Here is a 22947-nt window from a genome sequence, read left to right on the forward strand (position 1 = left end):
ATGAGCGACGCACAGGACCACAAGGAAAAGATGCAAAAGGTGCAGGCCCAGCACCGCAAGAAAGTGTCCGAGGCAGTTGATCCCGACCGCGGGCTGGTGCTGATCAACACTGGCAAGGGTAAGGGTAAGTCCTCGGCCGCGTTCGGGGTCGTGATCCGTGCGCTGGGTTGGGGCCAGAAGGTCGGCGTTGTTCAATTCATCAAAGGCAAGTGGAAAACCGGCGAACGCCGCTTTTTCGAAGAACGCGATCTGGTGACATGGCACACGATGGGCGAAGGTTTCACCTGGGACACTCAGGATCGTGAGCGCGACATTGCCGCCGCAAACGCCGCCTTTGACAAGGCACGCGCCCTCATGTCCAGCGGCGAATACGATCTGATCGTACTGGACGAGATCAACATCGCGCTTCGGTACGAATACCTGTCGGTTGAACAGGTGATCGATGGGCTGAAAGAACGGTCTGACAAGACCAGCGTGTTCCTGACGGGTCGGGACGCACCGCAGGCGTTGCGGGACTATGCCGATCTGGTCACCGAGATGACCGAGGAAAAGCATCCGTTTCAAGCCGGAATCAAAGCCCAGCGCGGCGTGGATTTCTAAGCATCAGAGTCTTAACAGCCTCACTCAGGGGCTGTTAAGCTGGCGGGTTTTCGTTGAGAAACCTCACCGATCCGCGTCGACACGCGGCGCTGTCCGGCAGCGTTTGTGCCGCCCTGTCGCCTTGGGCTGTTTTGGGTTTGTCGACATAGGCGCAATAGTCGTCGTCACAGCAACATCCGCAAGCGGTGGCCGCTTCGTGCCGTGCCATGATTTCATCAAGTGGGTCACCCATCGTCATTTCCTGTTGCGCGTGTCGTTTCCGAGGCGGTGGCGCGCTCTCACCAGGCTATACGCTAAGCCCGCAGACCGCCTCGAAACCCCGTGCTGGATGCTAACACATCTGGCCTTGATCTTTATCTGATTATTTTTGTCGGAATTTGCAAGATCAAAATAGCACTTCCTGGATAACCCCGCAGTTGAACGGCGGTGAACGAATTTATTTTAGGCATTTTGAGAAAACCATTTTCCTGAAATCTCCTTTTTAGGGCCACATATGCTGGTACTCGGCGCAATAAACAGACCAGAGAGCCGCCTGTCGGTGAGACAAGCGGCTCTGGGGTTTTGGAAATTCACGTTGTTGCGGTGAACCCAAGGTGCGTCAGATTCAGGCCGTAACACCCTGCTCTGGTGCGCTAAGCGAGATGACGGCGACAACCGCAGCCCCGTTCAGCCAGTAAAAGATCGCATCCATTCCCGAAAACCCAAACAGGCTGGGCGCGGCCAGGAAAACGACGCCGACCAGAAGATCGACCGCCAAGTGAAAGTTGTAGGGAAGAACGCGCCAGATCCCCAAATGGTGATCCGTCAACACCGTCAAAACAAACGCCGCGACGCCGGTGACCACCGACAGCCACAACGCCATCGGGTTGGATTGCCCCAGTCCAAGCAAAAAGGGCAACCCCATCAGCGCAATGGCAACAGGATAGTCCAGATAAGCGTGAATATTGCGGGTGACAAAGCGGAGAGACATGAGAGTTCCTTTCCTGATATGGGATGACCTCAAACTAGGAAAGGATCTCGGAACGTTTAATTCTGGATCGTTCGTGAAACGTTGCAGATCGTCCAGAGTTTCAATTCGATCAGTGCATTGATCGATAGGCGGCTGGCGATACGCCAACCTGCTTTTTGAACACCCGCGAAAAGGCGGCTTCCGAGGCATAGCCGACCTCGGCCGCGGCATCGGCCACGTTCCAGCGGGCCTCAGTCAATCCGTGACACGCAATCTGCATCCGCCAATCGGTCAGATACTGCATGGGCGTTGTCCCCATCTTGTCTGCGAATAGCTGTGCGAACGCAGTGCGAGACATTCCGGCCTCACGTGCCAAAGACTCGACGCTCCACTCTTGCGCGGGCGAATGATGAAACGCAGTCAATGCACGCGAAATGCGGGAATCGGCGAACCCGGCAAGCGCGGTATCGCTGGGGCTTTGATGTTCAAGATGGGCGCGGATGGCCTGCGCAAACAGGACCTCGGACAGTTTCAACGCTATGAGGTCACCACCAATCCGCGCGCCGTTGATCTCGGACCCGATCATACGCAGGGTGGCTTCGATCCAGGCCCCGGCTTCCTCGCCATAGTTTTCGATCAGGATGTATGGGGGAAGCCGATCAATCAGCATATGCCCTGTTCCCTGTCGCCCCGGCGGCCCGGTGAAAGAGAAATGACCGCAGATCAGTTGCGTATCGCGGCTTTTGTCTTCGCCGCCATAAATCAGAACCCCGTCGCCCTTGTACCCGGCCTCTTCCAACACCTGTTCAAGCGGCAGGGCATCCAGCGGTTGAATCTCATTGCACAATAACGCATGGGCGGATCCGTGCGGGATCACGATCAGGTCGCCTTGCTTCAATCGCAAGGTTTGCCCTGTGTTAGAGACGAATACTTTCAACTCTCCGCGCTGTACAAAGTGAAATCTGGCCACATTTTGATAGGCCGGCACCTGTATACCGAAGGGCGGCGTGAAAGAGGTTCGAAAGTAAAACGTGCCCTTCAAGGACAGGCGGGTAAGTATATCGCTAAGCAGATCCAACATTGCTGTAAGATAGACGCGGCTGCGCGTTCGTCCAGCCATGCGGACGATCTGCATGTTTTTATGAACAAGCGGCAATGAAAAAGCCCCCGCAATAGCGCGAGGGCTTCTGTCAATGCATCAGAGTGTTATCAGGCGCGCACAAGCGCCTCATAATCGGCGGCGATCTCGCGGGTCAGGTCTCCGACCTCGAACGTATAATCGCCGATCTGGCCCACCGGGGTCACCTCAGCTGCGGTGCCGGTCAGCCAGCACTGTTCGAAATCGGCCATTTCCTCGGGCTTGATGCGGCGCTCGTGGACGGTGATACCTTTGTTTTTCAGCATCTGAATGACGGTCTGACGGGTGATCCCGTTCAGGAAGCAATCAGCCAGAGGTGTATGTACCTCACCATCTTTTACGAAGAACACATTCGCACCTGTCGCCTCGGCCACGTAACCGCGCCAATCCATGAACAGCGCGTCCGAGCAGCCCTTGGCCTCGGCCTTATGCTTCGAGATGGTGCAGATCATGTACAGACCCGCCGCCTTGGCGTGCACCGGAATAGTTTCCGGGCTGGGGCGTTTCCATTCCGCGATATCCAGCTTGGCACCCTGCATCTTGGCGTCACCATAATAGGCACCCCAAGGCCACACGGCGACGGCCATCCGGACCGGGTTCTTGGCTGATGCCACACCCATGTCTTCCCCCGAGCCACGCCAGACCAGCGCACGGACATAGGCGTCCTGCAGACCGCTGGCTTTCAGCGCTTCGTCCTTGGCGGCCTCAATGTCATCCACCGAATAGGGCATAGGCATGTCCAGCGCTTCGGCCGAGGCAATCAAACGCTCAGAATGTTCGCGACTTTTGAAAATCTTGCCGTTATAAGCACGCTCACCTTCGAACACCGAAGACGCATAGTGCATTGCATGGGTCAGGATGTGCACATTGGCTTCGCGCCAGGGCACCAGTTTGCCATCCAACCAGATGACACCGTCACGATCATCATACCCCGCCATGCGAAACCTCCTGACCTGGGACAAATTTCCGATTATTGCGCCAATTAAGTCCGTTTCGGACATAAAGTTACGCAAAAACTGCGATTCGATACCTGTCCACTCTTGGAATGTCAATAACGCTGACATAAACTCGGATAGAGTAACGAATGAGGCATACTATGTCGGATACCCGTCCCGCCCCAGCCTTTGGTGGCGAGAGCCTGTTGTTTTTGACCGACGAACAGTTGCGGCAGGGGATAGAGGCGATGTTTTTCGCCTATCGCGGCTTTACCGCAGATCCTGATCGCATACTGACCGAAATGGCCTATGGACGGGCGCACCACCGGGCAATCCACTTCATCAACCGCGCGCCGGGTACGACTGTCAACAACCTTCTGGCCATTCTGGGCGTAACAAAACAGTCTCTGAACAGGGTTTTGCGGACGTTGATCGACGACGGATTGGTCGAAAGCCGGGTCGGATCAGTGGACAAACGCGAAAGACACCTATTTCTGACAGAACAGGGCAAGGCGCTAGAGGCCAAACTGTCTGAGGCTCAGCGCGTTCGAATGCGAGCGGCGTACAAAAAGGCGGGACCCGAGGCTGTGTCGGGGTTTCGTAAAGTGCTTGAAGCAATGATGGATGCTGATATGCGTCATGCCTATACGAAACTGCGGGATACCACCTCATGAACGAAATGGATGCCCATCTGCTGATCGTCGACGATGACGAGCGCATTCGCGATCTGTTGAAGAAGTTTCTGATGCGGAACGGATTTCTGGTCACGGCTGCACGGGATGCAGCACATGCACGGCGGGTGCTTTCGGGGTTGGATTTCGACATGATCGTGCTGGACGTGATGATGCCCGGCGAGGATGGGGTCAGCCTGACCAAGGCGCTGCGCGAAACCCATACCACTCCTATCCTGCTGTTGACCGCGCGCGGCGAAACCGAACATCGCATTGCCGGGCTTGAGGCCGGTGCGGATGACTACTTAGCCAAACCGTTCGAGCCAAAAGAGCTGTTATTGCGGATCAATGCGATCCTGCGGCGGATGCCGGAAGCACCTGCGCAGGACGCGACGGCGAAGATACTGCATCTTGGTCCGATCCGGTACGATATCGAGCGTGGCGAGATGTGGCAGGGCGAAGACCCGGTGCGCCTGACGGCGACCGAAAGCCAGTTGATGAAGATTTTCTCGGCCCAGCCCGGAGAGCCGATCAGCCGAACCAAACTGGTCGAAGATCTGGGCCGCGACAAGGGTCAGGCGCAGGAACGCGCGGTGGACGTTCAGATCACCCGTCTGCGCCGCAAGATCGAACAGGACCCCAAGCAGCCGCGTTACCTGCAGACCGTCCGCGGCGCCGGATATATGCTGGCACCAGATTGATTCAGCCGCGGCGCTTTCTTGCCTTCGGCGAGGATAATTTTGGCCAGATGAAGATGGGATCCCGATGACAACCGCCCTTTTGACCCACGCCGATTGCCTTGATCACGTGACACCGCAAGGTCACCCCGAGAGGGTGGCGCGGTTAGAGCACATTCTTCACGCATTAGAAGGCTTGGAACTGACACGTGTAACCGCCCCTTTGGCGGCGGATGACGACTTGCTGCGCGTGCATCCGGAAAGCCATATCCGTGAAATCCGAAATAACAGACCCTCCGATGGCTTCAAACAGATTGACGGCGACACCTTCATGTCTCCGGGGTCGGTGGACGCGGCTTACCGGGCTGCCGGTGCGGTTGTGCGGGCGGTGGATATGGTTTTGGGCGGCGAAGCCTCGAATGCGTTTTGCGCGATCCGCCCGCCCGGTCACCATGCCGAAACGGAAACGGCAATGGGGTTTTGCCTGTTTGGCAATGCTGCGCTGGCGGCCAAGCATGCATTGGATCATCATGGATTAAAGCGCGTGGCGGTGGTGGATTTCGACGTTCACCATGGAAATGGCACACAGGACTTGCTGTGGGATGAAGCCCGCGCGCTGGTGATCACCAGCCAGCAGATGCCTTTGTGGCCTGGGTCGGGTCGCCCGGATGAGACCGGTGCCTTTGAGACGGTTTTGAATATCCCTCTGGCCCCTGGCTCAGGTGGGACCGAGATGCGGACAGCTTACGAAACGCAAGCCTTCCCGAGACTGCGCGCATTCAATCCGGAACTGATCATCATCTCGGCAGGTTTCGATGCGCATCAGGACGATCCGCTGGCCAACTTGAACTGGTCTACAGGCGATTTTGCCTGGGTCACGGCTGAGCTGTGCAAGATCGCCGATGAGCTGTGTGAGGGCCGTATCGTCTCGACTTTGGAGGGCGGGTATGATCTGAACGCCCTTGCCGAGGCCACTCGTGCCCATGTGGAAGAACTGATGAAGGCAGCCCGATGACCGATACTCCTGTTGATCAGATGACATTCGAACAAGCGATGAAAGAGCTTGAGGCCGTTGTCGGCCAGTTGGAGCGTGGTGACGTGGCGCTGGATCAGTCCATTGCGCTGTATGAGCGCGGTGCCGCGTTGAAGAAACGCTGCGAAGACGAATTGAAGCGGGCTGAAGAAAAGGTCGCAGCCATTACTTTGGATGCCAATGGGCAGCCAACCGGGACGACGCCTGTCGAAGGTCAGTAAATGTTCAAGGAAATTCTGGCGCAGGATGCCGCGCGGATTCAGGCTCAGTTCGATCTGGTCCTGAGCGCGCTGGACGAATTGGATGTTACCCGGGCGATGGCCTACACCACCCAGGGCGGCAAGCGATTGCGTGGGTTTCTCGTGATGGAAAGCGCGCGGATGCATGGCATCGACTCAACACAGGCAATCTGGCCTGCGACAGGCATCGAAGCCCTGCACGCCTATTCGCTGGTCCATGATGACCTTCCCTGCATGGACGATGACGATCTGCGACGTGGACGTCCGACCGTGCACTTAAAGTGGGACGAAGGCACCGCCGTTCTGGCCGGTGATGCCCTGCAGACATTGGCCTTTGAGCTGTGCACCCGGCCCGAGGTCGGAAATGCAGAAATTCGTGCTGAATTGGCTCTAACCCTGGCCAAAGCAAGCGGTGCGCAGGGAATGGTGCTGGGGCAAGCGCTGGATATGGCGGCTGAAACAGCGGCCGCGCCCCTGACACTGGAGCAGATCACCAAGTTGCAGGCGGGCAAAACCGGTGCTCTGATTGAATGGTCCGCCTGCGCCGGTGCGCGTTTGGCCCAGGCAGATCCCGAACCCTTGCGCCAATATGCCCAGGCGCTTGGCCTTGCTTTTCAGATCGCTGATGACATTCTGGATATTGAAGGTGATGTCGAGAAGGCCGGTAAACGATTGCAAAAGGACGCCGAGGCGGGCAAGGCGACATTTGTCTCGCTTCTGGGTCTGAACGCCGCAAAATCCCGCGCTGTAGAACTGGTCGATCAGGCCTGCGCGGCGTTGGATGGTTACGGTGCCAATGCTGAAACCTTGAAGGACGCGGCACGCTTCGTTATTGCCCGGGACAGCTAAGCCAGGAACGCCACATGTCTGACCGCCCGAATACGCCCCTGCTGGACCTTGTGAACCGCCCTGCGGATCTCAAGCAGTTTTCGGACGCACAGTTGCATAAGTTAGCGCAGGAATTGCGGACCGAGACAATATCAGCCGTGTCCGTCACCGGCGGGCATCTGGGCGCGGGTCTGGGCGTGGTCGAATTGACGACCGCCCTGCACGCCGTGTTCGACACGCCGCGCGACAAGATCATCTGGGACGTTGGTCATCAGTGCTATCCGCACAAAATCCTGACCGAACGGCGCGACCGTATCCGTACGCTTCGCATGAAGGACGGGCTGAGCGGCTTCACCAAGCGCAGCGAAAGCCCCTATGACCCGTTTGGCGCAGCACACAGCTCAACCTCGATCAGTGCCGCGCTGGGGTTTGCCGTTGCGCGCGATCTGGGCGGTGTGACGCCCGAGGGATTGGGTGACGCGATTGCCGTGATCGGTGACGGTTCAATGTCTGCAGGCATGGCCTTTGAGGCGATGAACAACGCCGGACACCTGAAGAAACGCCTAATCGTCATTCTCAATGACAATGAAATGAGCATCGCACCGCCCGTCGGCGCGCTGTCCAATTACCTGTCGCGCATTTACGCCGAAGAGCCATTCCACGATCTGAAAGCCGCCGCCAAAGGTGCAGTGTCTTTGTTGCCGGAACCCTTCCGCGAGGGCGCCAAGCGCGCCAAGGAGATGCTCAAGGGCATGGCCGTGGGCGGCACATTGTTTGAGGAGCTGGGCTTTTCCTATCTCGGTCCGATTGACGGGCACGATATGGATCAGCTGTTGCCTGTCCTGCGCACGGTCAAGGCCCGCGCCACGGGCCCGATCCTCATTCATGTGCTGACAAAGAAGGGCAAGGGGTATGCCCCAGCCGAGCAGGCCCGCGACAAAGGCCATGCGACAGCGAAGTTCGACGTGGTGACGGGCGAGCAGAAGAAAGCACCTTCAAACGCACCCTCTTACACATCGGTCTTTGGCAAGACCCTGGTCGAAGAGGCCGCGCGCGACGACAAAATTGTTGCTGTCACCGCCGCGATGCCCGATGGCACCGGGCTGAACCTGTTTGCGGAACGCTACCCTTCACGCTGTTTCGATGTGGCGATTGCCGAACAGCACGGCGTGACCTTCGCCGCCGCTCTCGCCGCCGGCGGGATGAAGCCCTTCTGTGCAATTTATTCCACGTTTTTGCAGCGTGGGTACGATCAAGTCGTGCATGACGTAGCCATTCAGCGCCTGCCGGTTCGTTTTGCGATCGACCGTGCGGGTTTGGTGGGCGCGGATGGCGCGACCCATGCGGGGTCGTTCGATATCGCCTATTTGTCCAACCTGCCCGGCATCGTGGTCATGGCCGCGGCGGATGAGGCCGAGTTGGTGCATATGGTGGCCACCGCCGTCGCGCATAATGATGGCCCGATTGCGTTCCGCTATCCTCGCGGCGAAGGTGTCGGCGTCGACTTACCCGAACGTGGTGAAGTTCTGGAAATCGGCAAAGGCCGGATCATCCAAGAAGGCGCGCGGGTCGCACTATTGTCCTTCGGGACACGGCTGGCCGAAGTGCAAAAAGCGGCCGAAGCTTTGGCTGCACGTGGGATCGCCCCCACTATCGCTGATGCTCGATTTGCCAAGCCCTTGGACCGCGACCTGATTTTGGATCTGGCCGCCAACCACGAGGCGTTGATCACCATTGAAGAAGGTGCCATCGGCGGCTTTGGCAGCCATGTTGCCCAACTTTTGGCCGATGAAGGCGTCTTTGACCAGGGGCTCAAGTATCGCTCGATGGTTCTGCCTGATACCTTTATCGACCAGGCCAACCCCGCTGATATGTATACAGTAGCGGGCCTGAATGCCGAACAGATCGAGGCCAAAGTGCTATCCGTTCTGGGTGTAGCAACCATCGGCGAAAAACGCGCCTGAGGCACGACGTTGGGCACCCAAAAACCACCGTTGTTTAAGAAACCATAAGTGCCGATTTTGGTGTAATTTTGTGGAAGCCGTCGAATTCATCCGGTTTCGGGTGAGTACTTGAGAACACAGAAACCACATGCGTCCCGGCGCGCCGTTCCTGCACGCCCGCTTTTCTGATAATGGTAGGAAAAACGAAAACTCCACCCTTGAGCAGGCGGGCGGATGAAAAGCATGATAGCAACGTTGGCGTCGTTCTTTCTGATGAGCATGCCGACAAGTTCAAAAGAGATTCAGGTTGGCAATGATCCGGGCGGGCGGATTGTGGATCGCATGGTTCAGATCGAAATCGCCAACCGGACAAACGCGCAGTTTCAAATCATCGGAGATTTTTGCCACTCTAGCTGCACCATGCTGCTGGGTGCGGACGAAGTTTGCGTTTCGACCGAGACTATCTTTGGCTTTCATGGCCCCCATCGCTCGAACCGAAAGAAAATGACGGCAGATGAGTTCGACAGGAAAAGCGCGTCACTGTCCAGCTACTACCCAAACCCGGTCAGAAACTGGTTCATGTCCAAAGCGCGGTTCGCCGGACCAAATGAGCTTTTGTTCGTGACCGGTGAGTACCTGATAGGTCTCGGCGTTCAGGAATGTGTTTAGGGCAACGACGCCCTAATCCTGCAGCCTCCCGCTGATAGGAACCCCAATACCCGCGGCCATCGTCGCCAAAACGACCACCTATTCGGCGTCTTCCATTTTGGTCGCATTGAGTTGCGCGAAAAGTTCAGGCCCGACGCGATCATACAGTTCGATCTGAGTCTCCAGAAAGTCGATATGACCTTCTTCATCCGACATCAGGCTTTCGAACAATCCCATCGAGACATAGTCTCCGGCCTCTTTGCAGACATCCCTCGCCTCTTTGTACAGCGCGCGCGCGCTTTGTTCCGCCGCAAGATCGCATTCCAGCGTTTCCCGCGGGTTTTCGCCGATCCGCAGGGGATCAAGTTTTTGCAGGTTGGGATGACCTTCCAGGAAAATGATCCGTTCGATCAGTTTGTCGGCGTGTTCCATCTCTTCAATGGATTCTTCTCGACTTTTCTTGGCCATGCTGCCAAGGCCCCAATCGTCTTGCAGGCGATAATGCAACCAGTATTGGCTGACGGCCGTTAGTTCGTGGCGCAGAGCTTTGTTCAGGTATTCAATTACCTTTTTGTCACCTTTCATGATGAAACTCCTTGGCTATGTCTAAGAAGTGGCGTGGAAACAACTTTTAAAGCTGAATGCTACCACCAGAGCGGCTTAACCCAAAACCTTCAAATATCTGTCTTAAAACAGGTATTTGCAAATTTCCTGACGATTCTCGTTTAAATCAGAACCCGTCACTTGAAAGCGTTTTTCCACCGCACATACGATTCCCTGATACCTGCTTACCGATCGGAAGCATGGCCCTTGCGGATGAAAATCACGCAGGCAAAAAGCTTCGGAGATTGAGCTGCGCTAGCATCCGATGATAGCCCGCAGGATCGAACCAAAAGTGAGTTACGAGGTAGGCCGCTAGCTTAACTATCCAAGGGAAAGTGGTGCCTCAAGAGGGACTCGAACCCCCGACCTTGTCCTTACGAAGGACCTGCTCTACCAGCTGAGCTATTGAGGCAAGCGACGGTTCCTTTAAACCCTCGGGCAGATGCGTGCAAGTCTCGATATCCTCGGACGCCTACCGGTGTGTGATGGTGATTCCCACAGCTCAGATCGCTTGAAGCCCATTCCATCACCACGCTCCAGCAAGAATATCACGCCTGTTCCAACGCTTACGCTCACCTTCGATGGCCATGTATTTTCGGTTGACTGGATTGTCTTATTTTAATATTTCATGAAATATGATAAAACAGATAGCAGGCCAATTGGCCATCCTGGGTCATCCGCAGCGTATCCTTGTGTTTCGCATGCTCATGCGACGTTTTCCTGACAGTGTCCCGGCGGGCGAGCTGGCGGCGGAGCTCGACGTGAAGGCCAGCACCTTGTCGAACTATCTGAACGCGCTTCAGCGTTCGGGGCTGGTCAAGCAGGAACGTTCTGGGACGTCGCTGCTCTATTCGATTGAAATGAAAAACGTGCAGCAGATGCTTGATTATCTGATTGTCGATTGCTGTCGCGGTCGCCCTGATATCTGCATGCCATTTTCTCAGGGAAATGAGGCCGCGACAGACCGTAAGTTCAACGTCTTGTTTTTGTGTGTGGGCAATTCTGCCCGCTCGATTTTTGCGGAATCCCTGCTGCGCACGTTGGGAGGCGACCGGTTCAACGTTTTCTCGGCCGGCACGCAACCCACATCCGAGCTCAACCCGATGGCCGTGCAAGTTCTGGACGACAAAGGACACGACACATCCATCCTGCGGTCCAAGAACATGTCCGAATTTGCAACCCCCGGCGCGCCTGAGATGGATTTCGTCTTCACGGTCTGCAATCAGGCCGCAAATGAAGAATGCCCCGCTTGGGAAGGCCAGCCAATCAGTGGCCATTGGGGCATGCCGGACCCGGTCAGGGCCGAGGGCACGGATGCCGAAAAAAGCCTTGCATTTCAACATGCATATGGCGCGCTCAAGCGCCGGATTGAGGCCTTTACGTCTTTGCCGGTCGAAAGCCTCGACCGGATCGCACTGCAATCTGCTGTTGATGACATCGGCAGAACGCCCACTGAGGACATGAAATGACGACTTATGCTGTGAACGGATTGGGCCGGATGGGAAAACTGGCCTTGAAACCGTTGCTCGACAAAGGCGCAAAGATCGCTTGGATCAATGACGCAATAGGCGATCCCGAAATGCACGCGCACCTGCTGGAGTTTGACACGGTTCATGGGCGCTGGGATGCCGCGTTCGCGCATGACGCCGACAGCGTTACGATCAACGGCACCCGCCTACCCTTTATCGGCACCAGAGATCTGGCGGAACTACCGCTGGACGGTGTCGATGTGGTGATTGACTGTACCGGTATCTTCAAGACCCAGACCAAGCTGGCCCCCTATTTCGAAGCGGGTGTTAAGAAGGTTGTTGTCTCGGCCCCGGTCAAGGATGGCCCGACCGCCAACATCGTTATGGGCGTGAACGAGGCCACTTATGATCCGGATGTCCACAGCATCGTGACGGCGGCCTCGTGCACCACGAATTGTCTGGCCCCAGTGGTCAAGGTCATCCACGAAAACCTTGGTATTCGCCACGGGTCGATGACCACAATTCACGACGTGACCAACACGCAAACCATCGTGGACCGCCCCGCCAAAGATCTGCGCAGGGCGCGATCTGCTTTGAACTCTCTGATCCCGACCACCACCGGGTCGGCCACGGCAATCACGCTGATCTACCCGGAACTCAAGGGGCGGCTGAACGGCCACGCGGTGAGGGTTCCCTTGCTGAATGCCTCGCTGACCGACTGCGTCTTCGAGGTTGAGCGTGAAACCACAGTCGAAGAGGTCAACGCGCTTTTCAAGGCCGCGGCCGAAGGTGAGTTGAAAGATATCCTTGGCTATGAGACGCGGCCGCTGGTTTCCACCGACTACACCAACGACGAACGGTCCTCGATTGTGGATGCGCCCTCGACCATGGTGGTGAACGGGACACAGGTGAAGATCTATGCCTGGTACGACAATGAAATGGGTTACGCGCATCGTCTGGTCGACGTTGCCCTGATGGTTGGTGCATCGCTGTGACCCAAAGGCCCGAAGGTATGTCGGCCTATATCACGGTCACAGCAGCCTATTGGGCCTTCATGCTGACCGACGGGGCCCTGCGTATGCTGGTGCTGCTGCACTTTCATAGCATGGGATTCTCGCCGGTTCAGTTGGCATATCTGTTTGTTCTGTATGAGATCGCCGGCATGGGCACGAACCTTGCCGCCGGTTGGATCGCGGCGCGGTTCGGGCTGACATCGACGCTTTATGCAGGGCTGGCACTGCAGATTGCAGCGTTGCTGGTTCTTACGCAACTAGACCCTAATTGGGCGATCCCGGTAAAAGTTGTCTTTGTGATGATTGTGCAAGGGGCCAGCGGAGTTGCAAAGGACCTGGCCAAGATGTCCTCAAAATCCGCCGTCAAACTGCTGGCCCCGACCGAGGGCGGAGGGTTGTTTCGCTGGGTCGCTATTTTGACCGGCTCGAAGAACGCTGTGAAAGGGTTTGGGTTTCTGCTTGGGGCGGCACTGTTGGCGACAGTGGGCTTTAAGTGGGCCGTTCTGGCAATGGCGATCATACTTGCCGCATTCCTCGTCGCCGTCATCCTGTTCATGCCGACCGGTCTGCCCAAAGGGCGCAAAAGCGCCAAATTCTCCGAGGTCTTTTCAAAATCTGCCAATGTGAACTGGCTATCCGCCGCTCGTGTCTTCCTGTTTGGGGCGCGGGACGTGTGGTTCGTGGTCGGCATCCCGATCTATTTCTACGCGGTGCTGTCGGATGGAACTGAGCATGGCAACCGTGCCGCATTTTTCATGATCGGCACGTTCATGGCCGTTTGGGTCATACTTTACGGAGCAGTTCAGGCCAGCGCGCCAAAAATCCTGCGTGCAAAGGAACGCTCAGAAGGGGATCTGATCTACGCTGCCAAGAATTGGGCCGCGGCGCTGTTCTGTGTGCCTGCTGCCCTGAGCATCGCGGTTCTGCTCTCATCCGGCCCCGAGACATGGCTGACCGTTACGCTGGTTGTGGGCCTATTGGCATTTGGGGCAATCTTCGCCGTCAATTCGGCGCTGCATTCGTACCTCATCTTGGCCTTCACCAAGTCCGAGCGTGTGACGATGGATGTGGGCTTTTACTACATGGCCAACGCGACTGGCCGTCTGGTCGGCACTGTCCTGTCGGGACTTACCTATCAGATTGGCGGGCTTCCACTGGTTCTGGGCACCGCTGCTGCTATGGTCGCGCTGGCCGCCCTGACATCCGGCAAACTAACCGACCAGACGAATGAGGCATATACATGAGCATCTTCGAACGCTACCTGACCGTCTGGGTCGCGCTGGCCATGGTTGGCGGCGTATTGATCGGACTGGTTGCACCCGGCCTGGTTCAACTGATCGCCTCAACCGAAGTGGCCAGCGTCAATCTGGTCGTGGCCCTGCTGATCTGGGCGATGGTCTACCCCATGATGGTCGGCGTCGATTTCGGCGCAGTGGCGGGCGTTGCTCGGCAACCACGCGGGTTGATCGTGACTCTGGTGGTCAACTGGTTGATTAAGCCGTTCACCATGGCCTTTCTGGCGGTTCTGTTCTTTGAGCACGTCTTTGCACCATGGATCGAACCTGAAGACGCGGCCCAATATACCGCCGGGCTGATCCTGCTGGGTGCGGCACCGTGCACCGCTATGGTGTTCGTCTGGTCTCAGCTGACCAAGGGCGATGCGACCTATACGCTGGTGCAGGTTTCCGTGAACGACTTGATCATGGTGGTGGCATTCGCCCCGATCGTGGCCTTTCTGCTGGGCGTGACCGATATCCAGGTTCCATGGCAAACGCTGGTTCTGGCAACTGTGCTGTATGTCGTTTTGCCGCTGATCGCCGGCCTGATAACGCGCCGTACATTGGGATCGCCCCAGGCTATCGACGCGTTTTCCGCACGCGTCAAACCCTGGTCGGTCATGGGCCTGATCGCCACTGTCGTCATTCTGTTCGGCTTGCAGGGACAGACCATTCTGGCCAAACCGATGGTGATCGTCCTGATCGCAGTACCCATCCTGATCCAGAGCTACGGCATATTTGCCCTGGCTTATGGTGCAGCCTATGCCCTGAAGGTGCCACACCGGATCGCCGCACCCTGCGCAATGATTGGCACATCCAATTTCTTTGAGCTGGCTGTCGCTGTGGCCATCAGCCTGTTCGGTCTGAACTCGGGCGCGGCACTGGCGACTGTGGTCGGTGTTTTGGTAGAGGTCCCGGTGATGCTGTCGTTGGTGGCATTTGCAAACCGAACGCGCGCGCGGTTTCCAGAGGTCGAAACGCAATACTCTAAGAAAACACTCAATTCTAACTGACAAATGGTCAGTCGCGGAGATCACTCAAAAGCGTAAAGTGAACCGAAAACTCGAGTTCACGAACGCTTTGTCTTGAAGTACTATTCGTGCTTCAGCAGATGTTGAAAATGGACGACTGTCAGTTTCAGCTTGATAAGTCGTCTGCATTCACAGAGTTTCTGCGCAAGAATGAGTCAGTGCTTTTGCCGATCCCTGACGGAAGCATCAAGTCAGACAAACCTAATTATCGTGAGATTATTTTGGCTCTTTTAAGCAATCGCAAAAAAACAATGAATGTGTCTTCCAGTAGCGCAGTGCTTTCCAAGATCGGAGATTACGATTTCCTGTCTGTTGACATCTTTGACACCCTCCTTTTTCGCCATTGCAACTCTCCAATCGATGCATTTGGTTTCATGGAAAGGGATGAAAAAACAAAACAGGTAACCGATTTTTTTAAAGACTACCGGGTCGCGGCCGAACAATTGGCCCGGGAAGACGCAGAGCACAATGGGCTAGAGGACGTTTCGTTAGACGAGATTTATCGATGTTTCCAACAACTCACGAATTGCAGCGGTGAACAAGCAAAGCAGATCAGACAGCTCGAGCTAGAAACAGAAATGGACTTGCTTCACGCCACCAACTTTGGACGCAAGTTGGTAGACCAGCTTCAAAACACTCAAAAAAGGCTTGTCGTAACATCGGATATGTACCTTCCCCAAGAATATCTTGAGAAAGTTCTGGAGGCAAAAGGAATAACAGGCTGGGAACGCGTCTTCGTTTCGAATGAGCAAGGGAAGACCAAACACACGGGCAACCTGTTCGCAGACGTGGTTGAGCACTTCGGTGTTCCACGGAAAAAAATTTTACATATCGGCGACAACGGACATGCCGATGGCAAAATGGCCGCCGGCGCAGGTATACAGTCTTACGTGTTATTGGCTAGCAAGGACGTACCTGCCAGATCTCCAAAGCCAAAGCACCATTCCAATATTCTTGCAGGAACGCGCCCAGTCTCTCAGATTTTTTCCGCAAATTTTCTGGAAACCCATCATTACGATGCTGAAAAGTTAGACTTCCGCACTTTATCCGAGGACCAGTACTTTGAAGCCGTCGGGGCCGTAATGGTCGCGCCATTGATCACATCGATGCTTATCTGGATGAAGCAGGTGATGGACAAAAAGGGCATCTCGCGAATTGCATTTCTTGCACGCGATGGGATGTTTCCCAAAGTTGCGTTCGAACTGCTGTGGCCAGACAAATATGACACGCAGTACTTAGCGGCGTCTAGGCGATTACTCACGCTGCCATTCACTGTTCTGGAACCCGACACTATTGGTGGTATGCTTCATACGACCTTGGCGAATTCGGAAACATTGCAAGACTTCCTGAACAAGATCTCAGGCGGACCAAGCCTAAAAGGAATCTTTGCAAATCACGGCTTGAGTGAAACAGAGCCACTCACGAGAAAAACACGCAAACAGGCCTTGGGTCTTCTCAGGGAAAGCCCCGAGGCTTTTTATCAATCTTTCGCGCATGAGCGCGACGTTCTGACGAAATATTACCGTTCAGCCTTTCCTGCAGGCACGAAGACCGCTGTGTTTGATGTCGGCTGGCGCGGTAGCCTACAGCGTTCAATTTGCGAGATCGTGGGCACGGAAGCGGATGTCTTCGGTCTGTATTTTGGAACAAGTCCTCACGCCATATCAATCCTAAGGCGCGGCGGTCTGGATTATGAAAGCTATACAGCATCAAATGGGCTTCCGTCCCATTTGGCCGCCTGGTTTACCGATTTTCGGGATATCGTTGAGTTTTTCTGTTCAGCAGATCATGGCAGCGTCCTTGGATTACAAGAAAATGCCTCTGGTGATATATCTTGGAGCACTGCTGATGTCAGCGACTTGGAAGCGGCCAACCTCCGGCGCGCGAAAATAATTCAAGATGCCGCGCTGAAAGCTATCGAGTCTGTACTCCGGGCAATGTCGGTCGAGACGATTTCTAAATATACTGAGCCGAAAGATGAACGCGACTTGCGTCAATTTCTGAGAAAGCCGCACCGCCTGGACGCCCATAGATTCAAGAATGTCAGAATTTTCGATGGAGTGGGAGACACAACTGGTGAGAGCTTGACCCGAATTGGTGTACGTAACACACATTATCGCAACGCCAAAAATAGTCGGTGGCGAGCAGCATATGCATCTCAACTCAACCCCTTCTCGTACACCCTACTGAAGTTTGTGTTACGAAAAAGAAAGAAAATTAAACTATAGCCACCCACATATTTCGAAAACTCCACCGATATTGCAATAGTAGGTTTAACTTCGTCTTTCTTTCGCCAGCATCCATGAATGTAATACGGGGTCAAATGACCTGCTACGTATTACCCCCCAACTAAGGGCGTTTTCTAAATAATCGCAAAGCCTTAAAATAGTCCCGGCTTTTTTTCGCCTCCCTATCACGCCTTTTTTTTCTGTTAGCCGGCAAATCATAGGTATAATGGGTTTCAAGCTCTTGCGATTTCCCTCCAATAAACGAACAACTTCCGGGCACACCAACATTTGGGTATTTTTCGCCCAGATGTTTTATTCCATTCCAATAACGCTCTGTAACATATCCCTTAGAGTAGTGTTGAAATTTAAGGGGCAAAACCATAACGGGAACGCCAAAATTCTCTTGTGCATTGATACAAAAGTCTTCGGCATAAAGGTCGAACGTTAGGTCCTCATCAAACCGCAACCTAGGCCGATCCCTTAACAGCCGAGTGTGTATAAAGATCGCCACGCAATCCAATGTTTCAACCCAAGTCGGTGACGTAACCGGCAGACCAACCTGTAGCACCGATGAGCCGTCTTTTTCACTACACTTATGCTGTCCAAACGCGACCGGTGCATGCCCGTCCAGTCTTATTCCAAAGGTCCCGTAGACTGCTTCGTGTGCCAAGTTCTCTGTGTCAAACAACTCTCCCTGAACTTCGAAGTCTTCATGAACGAAGAACAGCCACATGTCCTCGTTCAAGTGCTTTTCTATAATCTCGTTGTATAGCGTCGGCAGACCTGCTGATCGACCGCGATTGTCAATCAGATGAATATCGCTATCCAATAAAAACTTGTTTTCAGAGAACAGTTCAGTTGCCATCTTTTCATTCACAAACGGAACGAAAATCTTCAATGGGTCGCCATTTGAAACGGTCATTTCTGACCCAGTTCATTTTGTTTTTGACGCTGAAAACGCCGCACTGAATTCCAGTACGAGATTTTCAGCGGGTGGCGGTACATTATGCGACGCCAATCTAGTTGCCCTATGTCGTCTCGCATAGATAAGTCCTTAATGGAATTTGGCAGCATAAGGTCGTAGTTGTGCAGCTGCTGCTCGTGAATCTGCCGACGAAAATCGGTCAGGTATTTGGACCAGATTGACTCAGGTTTCCAGTAAGATTCGATCGTTCTCCATTCGCTTTCACCCTTGCACTGCGGAAACGGAACATTCTCGAATGCCCGATATTCCCGTTCAGTCGGTGTTGTGATCAGACGCGTAAGACAGAAAAGGTTGAAGTCCTTCAGTTCTTGGCGATCTAACGTACCTTTTCTTGGCGCGATCATACGGAGGAAATCGAGAGCCCCTCGTTGGACGCAATTAGAAGCGAGGAGTTCAACATCGGCGATCGCTTCTATTTGGCCATTCAAAGTCAAAGATATATTCGTCCCCGAATTCAGTTTGGGGAAGGACATTTTGGGATTAGCAAACAGCAAATCAAGAAGGACTGTGCCTACCGTTACCGACACATCGGTGTTCATCGCATTCAAACCGTCAAGCATATACGCTGATGCTCTTGCCTGGCGATCCGGAGAACTTTGACAAAAAATACAATACCGATGCACTCGTGGCAAAGTCGAAAAATCAAAGTCCCGAGCGCTGCCATCAACATCCACAACAGCAATGCTTTTTGAATCTTGAGCCCTCCATGCTTCAATTCGATGCCGCAACTGTTCGCGTTCATTGTCAGAAGCGTTCGAAAATTTACTGGTTAAAACGTCATTCACATCGCTGATCGAATAACAAGATAATGGCAGTTTCAGAATACTTAGCGATTGCTCAAAAATGTGGCTTTCGCCAGGCGGAAGAAGTAGTTCATCGAACTCTTCCTGCATTGAGTGTTCCGCAAGATAGTCACAAAACCCCAACAAAAGCGGCCCACAAACATTGAAGCCGAAACTGTAAAGATCGGGTTCCTCGGGGTCGACATGAGGCATTCGCGCTGCGATCTGGCCCAAAATCAAGTCCGAAGTGAACGTGTATTCTCCGCGACCTTGATCAACAAATGGGGCATCATCCTGCCTTAGACAATCGCGGTGTTGAATTACATAAATTGCTGTTACGGCGCTGTCCACCTTGTCGTTCAAATTGGTGAGTTTGCGGTGGCCGAAATGCAGAACACGGTTCGGTGCAGCCTCCTCTTTAGCTGCAACTTTCAAAAGAAAGTGACGACCATCCAAAGGGCTATATAGCGCTTCCAGTTCAATCCCGAGTGCCTCCAGGAGCCTCGATACTTGGTCTTTGTTCAGTTGCGTGTCATTGATACCGATCAGTCGCTTCCCCTTTTCCCGAGCAACTGAGGCAACCATAACAAAGGCTTGATTTGAAAAGTGAAACTTTTCTTCGCACTCTCTTTCATTGTCAGGCGTCACGATGTTGTCCGGCAGAAGGACTGCAAGAAGGCTGTAAATCTCGTTTAGACTGATCTCGGATGCTTCAATAGTTCCAAAACGCCGCTCGGCAAGCTGCTCCGCCTTTAGTCTTGCGCCACAGAAACCTTCGACTCCGAGTGACTTCTCCATGAAACGGAAAACTCCATCCGAATTTAGCACGCAGCGCGACAGCAATGTTTTGGAAACATCGAACGCGATGACGTCGTGGTTTTCGATGAGGTTCGAAATTGTCGAAAACGCGTATCCCGTCCGTCGAACGACTTCAGCCTTGTTTCGTTCCTGCGACAGCATAGACCCTCCAACACGAGGTGAGTAAAATTTCAGCGCTGTTGATACCAAGCATCGAACTCGACTGCCAGTAGTCTATGAAACTGACTGAAACTAAATCCCCGATGACCTCGGGGTCTCCAATTCATAGAGCAGGAGCACACGGCAATCGTGCGTTGAAACCTGACATCAAGCATTTGATAACTGACACAACTTGAGGCATGTCCGAGGACATAGCTTATTGCCTCAATAAGAGCTCTGAAGACACTAACTGCTTAGTTGACGACAAGCGCTCGGTCGCTCGGAGGCCAACTGACTTGCAGACAGGCCCGCGAACACGCAACTTTCTACATTGAGACTTTCCCGGCCTCCGTTTTCGAGTATAAGCCTATTTGGATATTGTCCAGCGATGGCGATTGAGCTAGCCCATTCTTGACCCTGCTTGCACCGCAGGATGGCACTATAGGTAATGTCTATTATGGAATTCATAACCCTCTCTATACCAGAGGTGAAGCTGATTAAGCCGCGGCGATTTGGCGATCACCGAGGTTTTTTCGAAGAGACTTACAACCGTGATCAGTTCTCTTCTGCCGGGATCAAGACGGTTTTTGTTCAAGACAATCACTCAGTGTCCAGTGAAATTGGAACGGTCCGAGGCCTGCACTTCCAGGCGCCACCGAAAGCGCAAGATAAGCTTGTTCGCTGCGGACGAGGAAAATTCTTCGATGTCGTGGTGGATATTCGTAAGGGGTCTCCGACATTTGGTCGATGGGTAGGCGAAGAGCTAAGTTTTGAAAATGGACGCATGCTGCTCGTCCCGGCTGGTTTTGCTCATGGTTTCATGACGTTGGAACCGGACACCGAAATTGTATATAAGTGTTCGGACACTTATGCGCCAAAAACCGAGGGGGCTGTTCACTGGAACGACCCCGAAATCGGCATTGAATGGCCACTTAAATCAACCGAAATAAAGCTATCTGAAAAAGATGCGGCTGCTCTGCGCCTGTCAGAGCAGGAATCACCATTCACTTTTGAGGACTCAAAATGAAGCTTTTGGTCACCGGAGGCGCCGGATTTATTGGGTCCGCGGTTGTCCGTCGTGCAATTGCCCAAGGTCATTCCATAATCAACGTGGATTCGCTGACCTATGCGGCTTGCCTCGACAACGTTGCAACAGTTGCTGATGCGGATAGTTACGCCTTTGAACACGCAGACATTCGCGACCCGTCGGCGATGACGTCTGTGCTTAAGAAACACAATCCAGATGCGATCATGCATCTGGCCGCTGAAAGCCATGTTGACCGTTCAATCGACGGCCCCGCTGCGTTTATTGATACAAACGTAACTGGTACATACGTTCTTTTGGAGGCGGCGCGCGCTTACTGGACTGATGCGGGCAAGCCATCTGGATTTCGCTTTCACCATATCTCGACCGATGAGGTTTTTGGAACTCTGGGAGAAACCGGGTATTTCACAGAAGAAAGTCCTTACCAACCTAATTCGCCCTATTCGGCGTCGAAGGCGAGCTCGGACCACCTTGTTCGCGCCTGGCACGAAACATATGGATTACCAATTGTTTTGACAAATTGCTCAAACAACTATGGTCCATATCAGTTTCCCGAAAAGCTGATACCGGTCGTTGTCCACAAGGCATTGTCTGGGCAGCCGATACCTATTTACGGTAAGGGAGACAACGTGCGCGACTGGCTGCATGTCGAGGACCACGCAGAGGCGCTGCTGCTTGTTCTGGAAAAAGCGGCCGTAGGTGCAAGCTACAACATTGGTGGCGAAAACGAGATGACAAATCTTGAACTCGTCAAATTGCTCTGCAGTATTCTGGACCGGCTTCGACCGGCAGAGAAACCTTATGCTAAACAGATCACTTTCGTTACTGATCGCCCTGGCCACGACCGCCGTTATGCGATTGATCCAACTCGAATTGTTGAAGACCTTGGCTGGCACCCAACCTATACTCCTGAGACGGGATTGGAACAGACCGTCCAATGGTATCTGGACAACGAAGCTTGGTTAAATTCGCTTCTGGCCCGCGATGGTGTTGGTGATCGCCTTGGTATCGCCAAATGAAAATACTCGTCTTCGGTCGAAGCGGGCAGGTTGCTACAGAATTGCAACGGCAAGCGCCCGCGCGCGGTATCCTATTAGAGGCGATGGGTCGCGAGGATGCCGACCTTTTACATCCGGAAAATTGCGCTGACCACATTAGGAAAACCAACGCTGATGTGGTCATCAACGCCGCTGCTTATACTGCGGTCGATAAGGCTGAAGACGAGAAAGATATTACTCGGCGCGTTAACGCTGATGCGCCTGGTTCTATGGCCTATGCGGCGGCCGAACGAGGCATTCCTTTCATCCACATCTCGACGGATTATGTCTTTGATGGATCGGGGACGTATGCACGAACAACAAACGACGCGACTAGCCCGCTTGGAGTTTACGGTAGGACCAAACTGGAAGGCGAAGAACAGGTGGCAGCAGCCGGAGGTTGGCATGGTATTCTTCGCACAAGTTGGGTGTTCTCGGCGCATGGAAGCAATTTCGTCAAGTCGATGCTTCGATTGGCGGAAACACGCAACCACCTGACCATAGTTGCCGATCAGGTTGGGGGCCCCACGCCTGCCGCAGACATCGCAGATACATTGCTTAGAATGGCCGAGGCAGGGTCCAGTGTGGAGGGTGGCCTCTTTCATTATGCAGGAAGCCCAGACGCAAGCTGGGCAGATTTCGCACGCGAGATTTTTTTACAGGCAGGCTTAGATATTTCGGTTGAAGATATCCCGACCAGCGCATACCCGACGCCGGCTGCCCGCCCCAAAAACTCGCGTCTGGACTGCTCCCGGCTTGAAAAAACATATGGGCTTGTTCGCCCTGACTGGAAGGCCGGGGTGACCGAGGTGCTGAGGCAATTAGGTCAGAGTCCAAAAAGCCAATTTTGAAAGGTTAA

General features: G+C 54.1%; 23 protein-coding genes and 1 tRNA gene. 16 read left to right on the top strand and 8 right to left on the bottom strand.

What is annotated here, in order from left to right; all coding sequences use genetic code 11:
* Positions 1–600, top strand: coding sequence for a cob(I)yrinic acid a,c-diamide adenosyltransferase (cobO, locus tag DK510_RS20755; RefSeq protein ID WP_058272720.1), 600 nt, complete (start codon positions 1–3; stop codon positions 598–600).
* A gap of 34 nt (positions 601–634) precedes the next feature.
* Here the strand turns inward: cobO and DK510_RS20760 are convergent, their stop codons facing one another.
* From DK510_RS20760 to DK510_RS20775, 4 genes are all read right to left on the bottom strand, one after another.
* Complete coding sequence (locus DK510_RS20760; RefSeq protein WP_109313719.1) at positions 635–832, bottom strand: hypothetical protein; 198 nt, start codon at positions 830–832, stop codon at positions 635–637.
* A 372-nt stretch (positions 833–1204) separates the two neighbouring features.
* The gene (locus DK510_RS20765; RefSeq protein ID WP_109313720.1) at positions 1205–1570 is read right to left on the bottom strand and encodes a hypothetical protein; all 366 of its coding nucleotides are present in this window, start codon (positions 1568–1570) and stop codon (positions 1205–1207) included.
* 109 nt (positions 1571–1679) lie between these two features.
* Complete coding sequence (locus DK510_RS20770) at positions 1680–2630, bottom strand: AraC family transcriptional regulator (protein ID WP_109313865.1); 951 nt, start codon at positions 2628–2630, stop codon at positions 1680–1682.
* A gap of 128 nt (positions 2631–2758) precedes the next feature.
* Positions 2759–3625 (bottom strand): branched-chain amino acid aminotransferase, encoded by an 867-nt coding sequence (locus DK510_RS20775; protein WP_109313721.1) that lies wholly within the window; start codon positions 3623–3625, stop codon positions 2759–2761.
* A gap of 158 nt (positions 3626–3783) precedes the next feature.
* On the opposite strand from DK510_RS20775, the gene DK510_RS20780 reads away from it, so the two are divergent.
* The 7 genes from DK510_RS20780 (at position 3784) to DK510_RS20810 (ending at position 9682) form a co-directional block, all read left to right on the top strand.
* Positions 3784–4296, top strand: a complete 513-nt coding sequence (locus tag DK510_RS20780) for a MarR family winged helix-turn-helix transcriptional regulator (RefSeq protein WP_058272723.1) — start codon at positions 3784–3786, stop codon at positions 4294–4296.
* The gene (locus tag DK510_RS20785; protein ID WP_109313722.1) at positions 4293–4994 is read left to right on the top strand and encodes a response regulator; all 702 of its coding nucleotides are present in this window, start codon (positions 4293–4295) and stop codon (positions 4992–4994) included. Before DK510_RS20780 ends, DK510_RS20785 begins: the two co-directional genes overlap by 4 nt.
* Before the next feature lie 64 nt (positions 4995–5058).
* A complete protein-coding gene (locus tag DK510_RS20790) occupies positions 5059–5985 on the top strand; it encodes a histone deacetylase family protein (RefSeq protein WP_109313723.1) in 927 nt (308 codons plus the stop codon).
* Complete coding sequence (locus DK510_RS20795; protein WP_058272726.1) at positions 5982–6224, top strand: exodeoxyribonuclease VII small subunit; 243 nt, start codon at positions 5982–5984, stop codon at positions 6222–6224. The genes DK510_RS20790 and DK510_RS20795 overlap by 4 nt, the downstream gene beginning before the upstream one ends.
* Positions 6225–7091: a polyprenyl synthetase family protein gene (locus DK510_RS20800; protein ID WP_109313724.1), complete on the top strand. Its 867-nt coding sequence runs from the start codon at positions 6225–6227 to the stop codon at positions 7089–7091.
* A 14-nt stretch (positions 7092–7105) separates the two neighbouring features.
* Positions 7106–9034: a 1-deoxy-D-xylulose-5-phosphate synthase gene (dxs, locus tag DK510_RS20805; protein WP_109313725.1), complete on the top strand. Its 1929-nt coding sequence runs from the start codon at positions 7106–7108 to the stop codon at positions 9032–9034.
* A 213-nt stretch (positions 9035–9247) separates the two neighbouring features.
* Positions 9248–9682 (top strand): hypothetical protein, encoded by a 435-nt coding sequence (locus DK510_RS20810; protein WP_109313726.1) that lies wholly within the window; start codon positions 9248–9250, stop codon positions 9680–9682.
* A 78-nt stretch (positions 9683–9760) separates the two neighbouring features.
* Here the strand turns inward: DK510_RS20810 and bfr are convergent, their stop codons facing one another.
* On the bottom strand, positions 9761–10246 hold the full coding sequence (gene bfr / locus DK510_RS20815; RefSeq protein ID WP_108860610.1) for a bacterioferritin: 486 nt from the start codon (positions 10244–10246) through the stop codon (positions 9761–9763).
* A gap of 354 nt (positions 10247–10600) precedes the next feature.
* Positions 10601–10676: transfer RNA gene (locus DK510_RS20820), tRNA-Thr, on the bottom strand.
* A 223-nt stretch (positions 10677–10899) separates the two neighbouring features.
* On the opposite strand from DK510_RS20820, the gene DK510_RS20825 reads away from it, so the two are divergent.
* The 5 genes from DK510_RS20825 (at position 10900) to DK510_RS20845 (ending at position 17282) form a co-directional block, all read left to right on the top strand.
* Positions 10900–11733, top strand: a complete 834-nt coding sequence (locus DK510_RS20825; protein WP_109313727.1) for a helix-turn-helix domain-containing protein — start codon at positions 10900–10902, stop codon at positions 11731–11733.
* Positions 11730–12728 (top strand): ArsJ-associated glyceraldehyde-3-phosphate dehydrogenase, encoded by a 999-nt coding sequence (locus tag DK510_RS20830; RefSeq protein WP_109313728.1) that lies wholly within the window; start codon positions 11730–11732, stop codon positions 12726–12728. Before DK510_RS20825 ends, DK510_RS20830 begins: the two co-directional genes overlap by 4 nt.
* A complete protein-coding gene (arsJ, locus tag DK510_RS20835) occupies positions 12725–13990 on the top strand; it encodes an organoarsenical effux MFS transporter ArsJ (protein ID WP_109313729.1) in 1266 nt (421 codons plus the stop codon). The genes DK510_RS20830 and arsJ overlap by 4 nt, the downstream gene beginning before the upstream one ends.
* Complete coding sequence (gene arsB, locus DK510_RS20840; protein ID WP_109313730.1) at positions 13987–15036, top strand: ACR3 family arsenite efflux transporter; 1050 nt, start codon at positions 13987–13989, stop codon at positions 15034–15036. The genes arsJ and arsB overlap by 4 nt, the downstream gene beginning before the upstream one ends.
* Before the next feature lie 86 nt (positions 15037–15122).
* Positions 15123–17282 carry a hypothetical protein gene (locus DK510_RS20845; RefSeq protein ID WP_160116582.1) on the top strand — a complete coding sequence of 720 codons (2160 nt, stop codon included), beginning with the start codon at positions 15123–15125 and terminating at the stop codon, positions 17280–17282.
* Between the two features lie 121 nt (positions 17283–17403).
* Here DK510_RS20845 and DK510_RS20850 read toward each other — a convergent pair whose 3' ends face one another.
* Positions 17404–18204, bottom strand: coding sequence for a hypothetical protein (locus DK510_RS20850; RefSeq protein ID WP_109313732.1), 801 nt, complete (start codon positions 18202–18204; stop codon positions 17404–17406).
* Entirely contained in the window at positions 18201–20009 is a 1809-nt protein-coding gene (locus tag DK510_RS20855; RefSeq protein ID WP_109313733.1) for a hypothetical protein, read from the bottom strand. The genes DK510_RS20850 and DK510_RS20855 overlap by 4 nt, the downstream gene beginning before the upstream one ends.
* A gap of 454 nt (positions 20010–20463) precedes the next feature.
* Here DK510_RS20855 and rfbC point away from each other — a divergent pair, with 454 nt between their 5' ends.
* Genes rfbC through rfbD form a run of 3 tightly spaced genes read left to right on the top strand, consistent with a single transcriptional unit; the run spans position 20464 to position 22939 of the window.
* Positions 20464–21033: a dTDP-4-dehydrorhamnose 3,5-epimerase gene (rfbC, locus tag DK510_RS20860; RefSeq protein WP_058272750.1), complete on the top strand. Its 570-nt coding sequence runs from the start codon at positions 20464–20466 to the stop codon at positions 21031–21033.
* The gene (gene rfbB / locus DK510_RS20865) at positions 21030–22070 is read left to right on the top strand and encodes a dTDP-glucose 4,6-dehydratase (protein WP_109313734.1); all 1041 of its coding nucleotides are present in this window, start codon (positions 21030–21032) and stop codon (positions 22068–22070) included. Before rfbC ends, rfbB begins: the two co-directional genes overlap by 4 nt.
* A complete protein-coding gene (gene rfbD / locus DK510_RS20870) occupies positions 22067–22939 on the top strand; it encodes a dTDP-4-dehydrorhamnose reductase (protein WP_109313735.1) in 873 nt (290 codons plus the stop codon). Before rfbB ends, rfbD begins: the two co-directional genes overlap by 4 nt.
* The last annotated feature ends 8 nt before the right edge of the window (positions 22940–22947 follow it).

It is taken from the genome of Ruegeria sp. AU67 (assembly GCF_900312795.1).
GTDB lineage: Bacteria > Pseudomonadota > Alphaproteobacteria > Rhodobacterales > Rhodobacteraceae > Ruegeria > Ruegeria atlantica.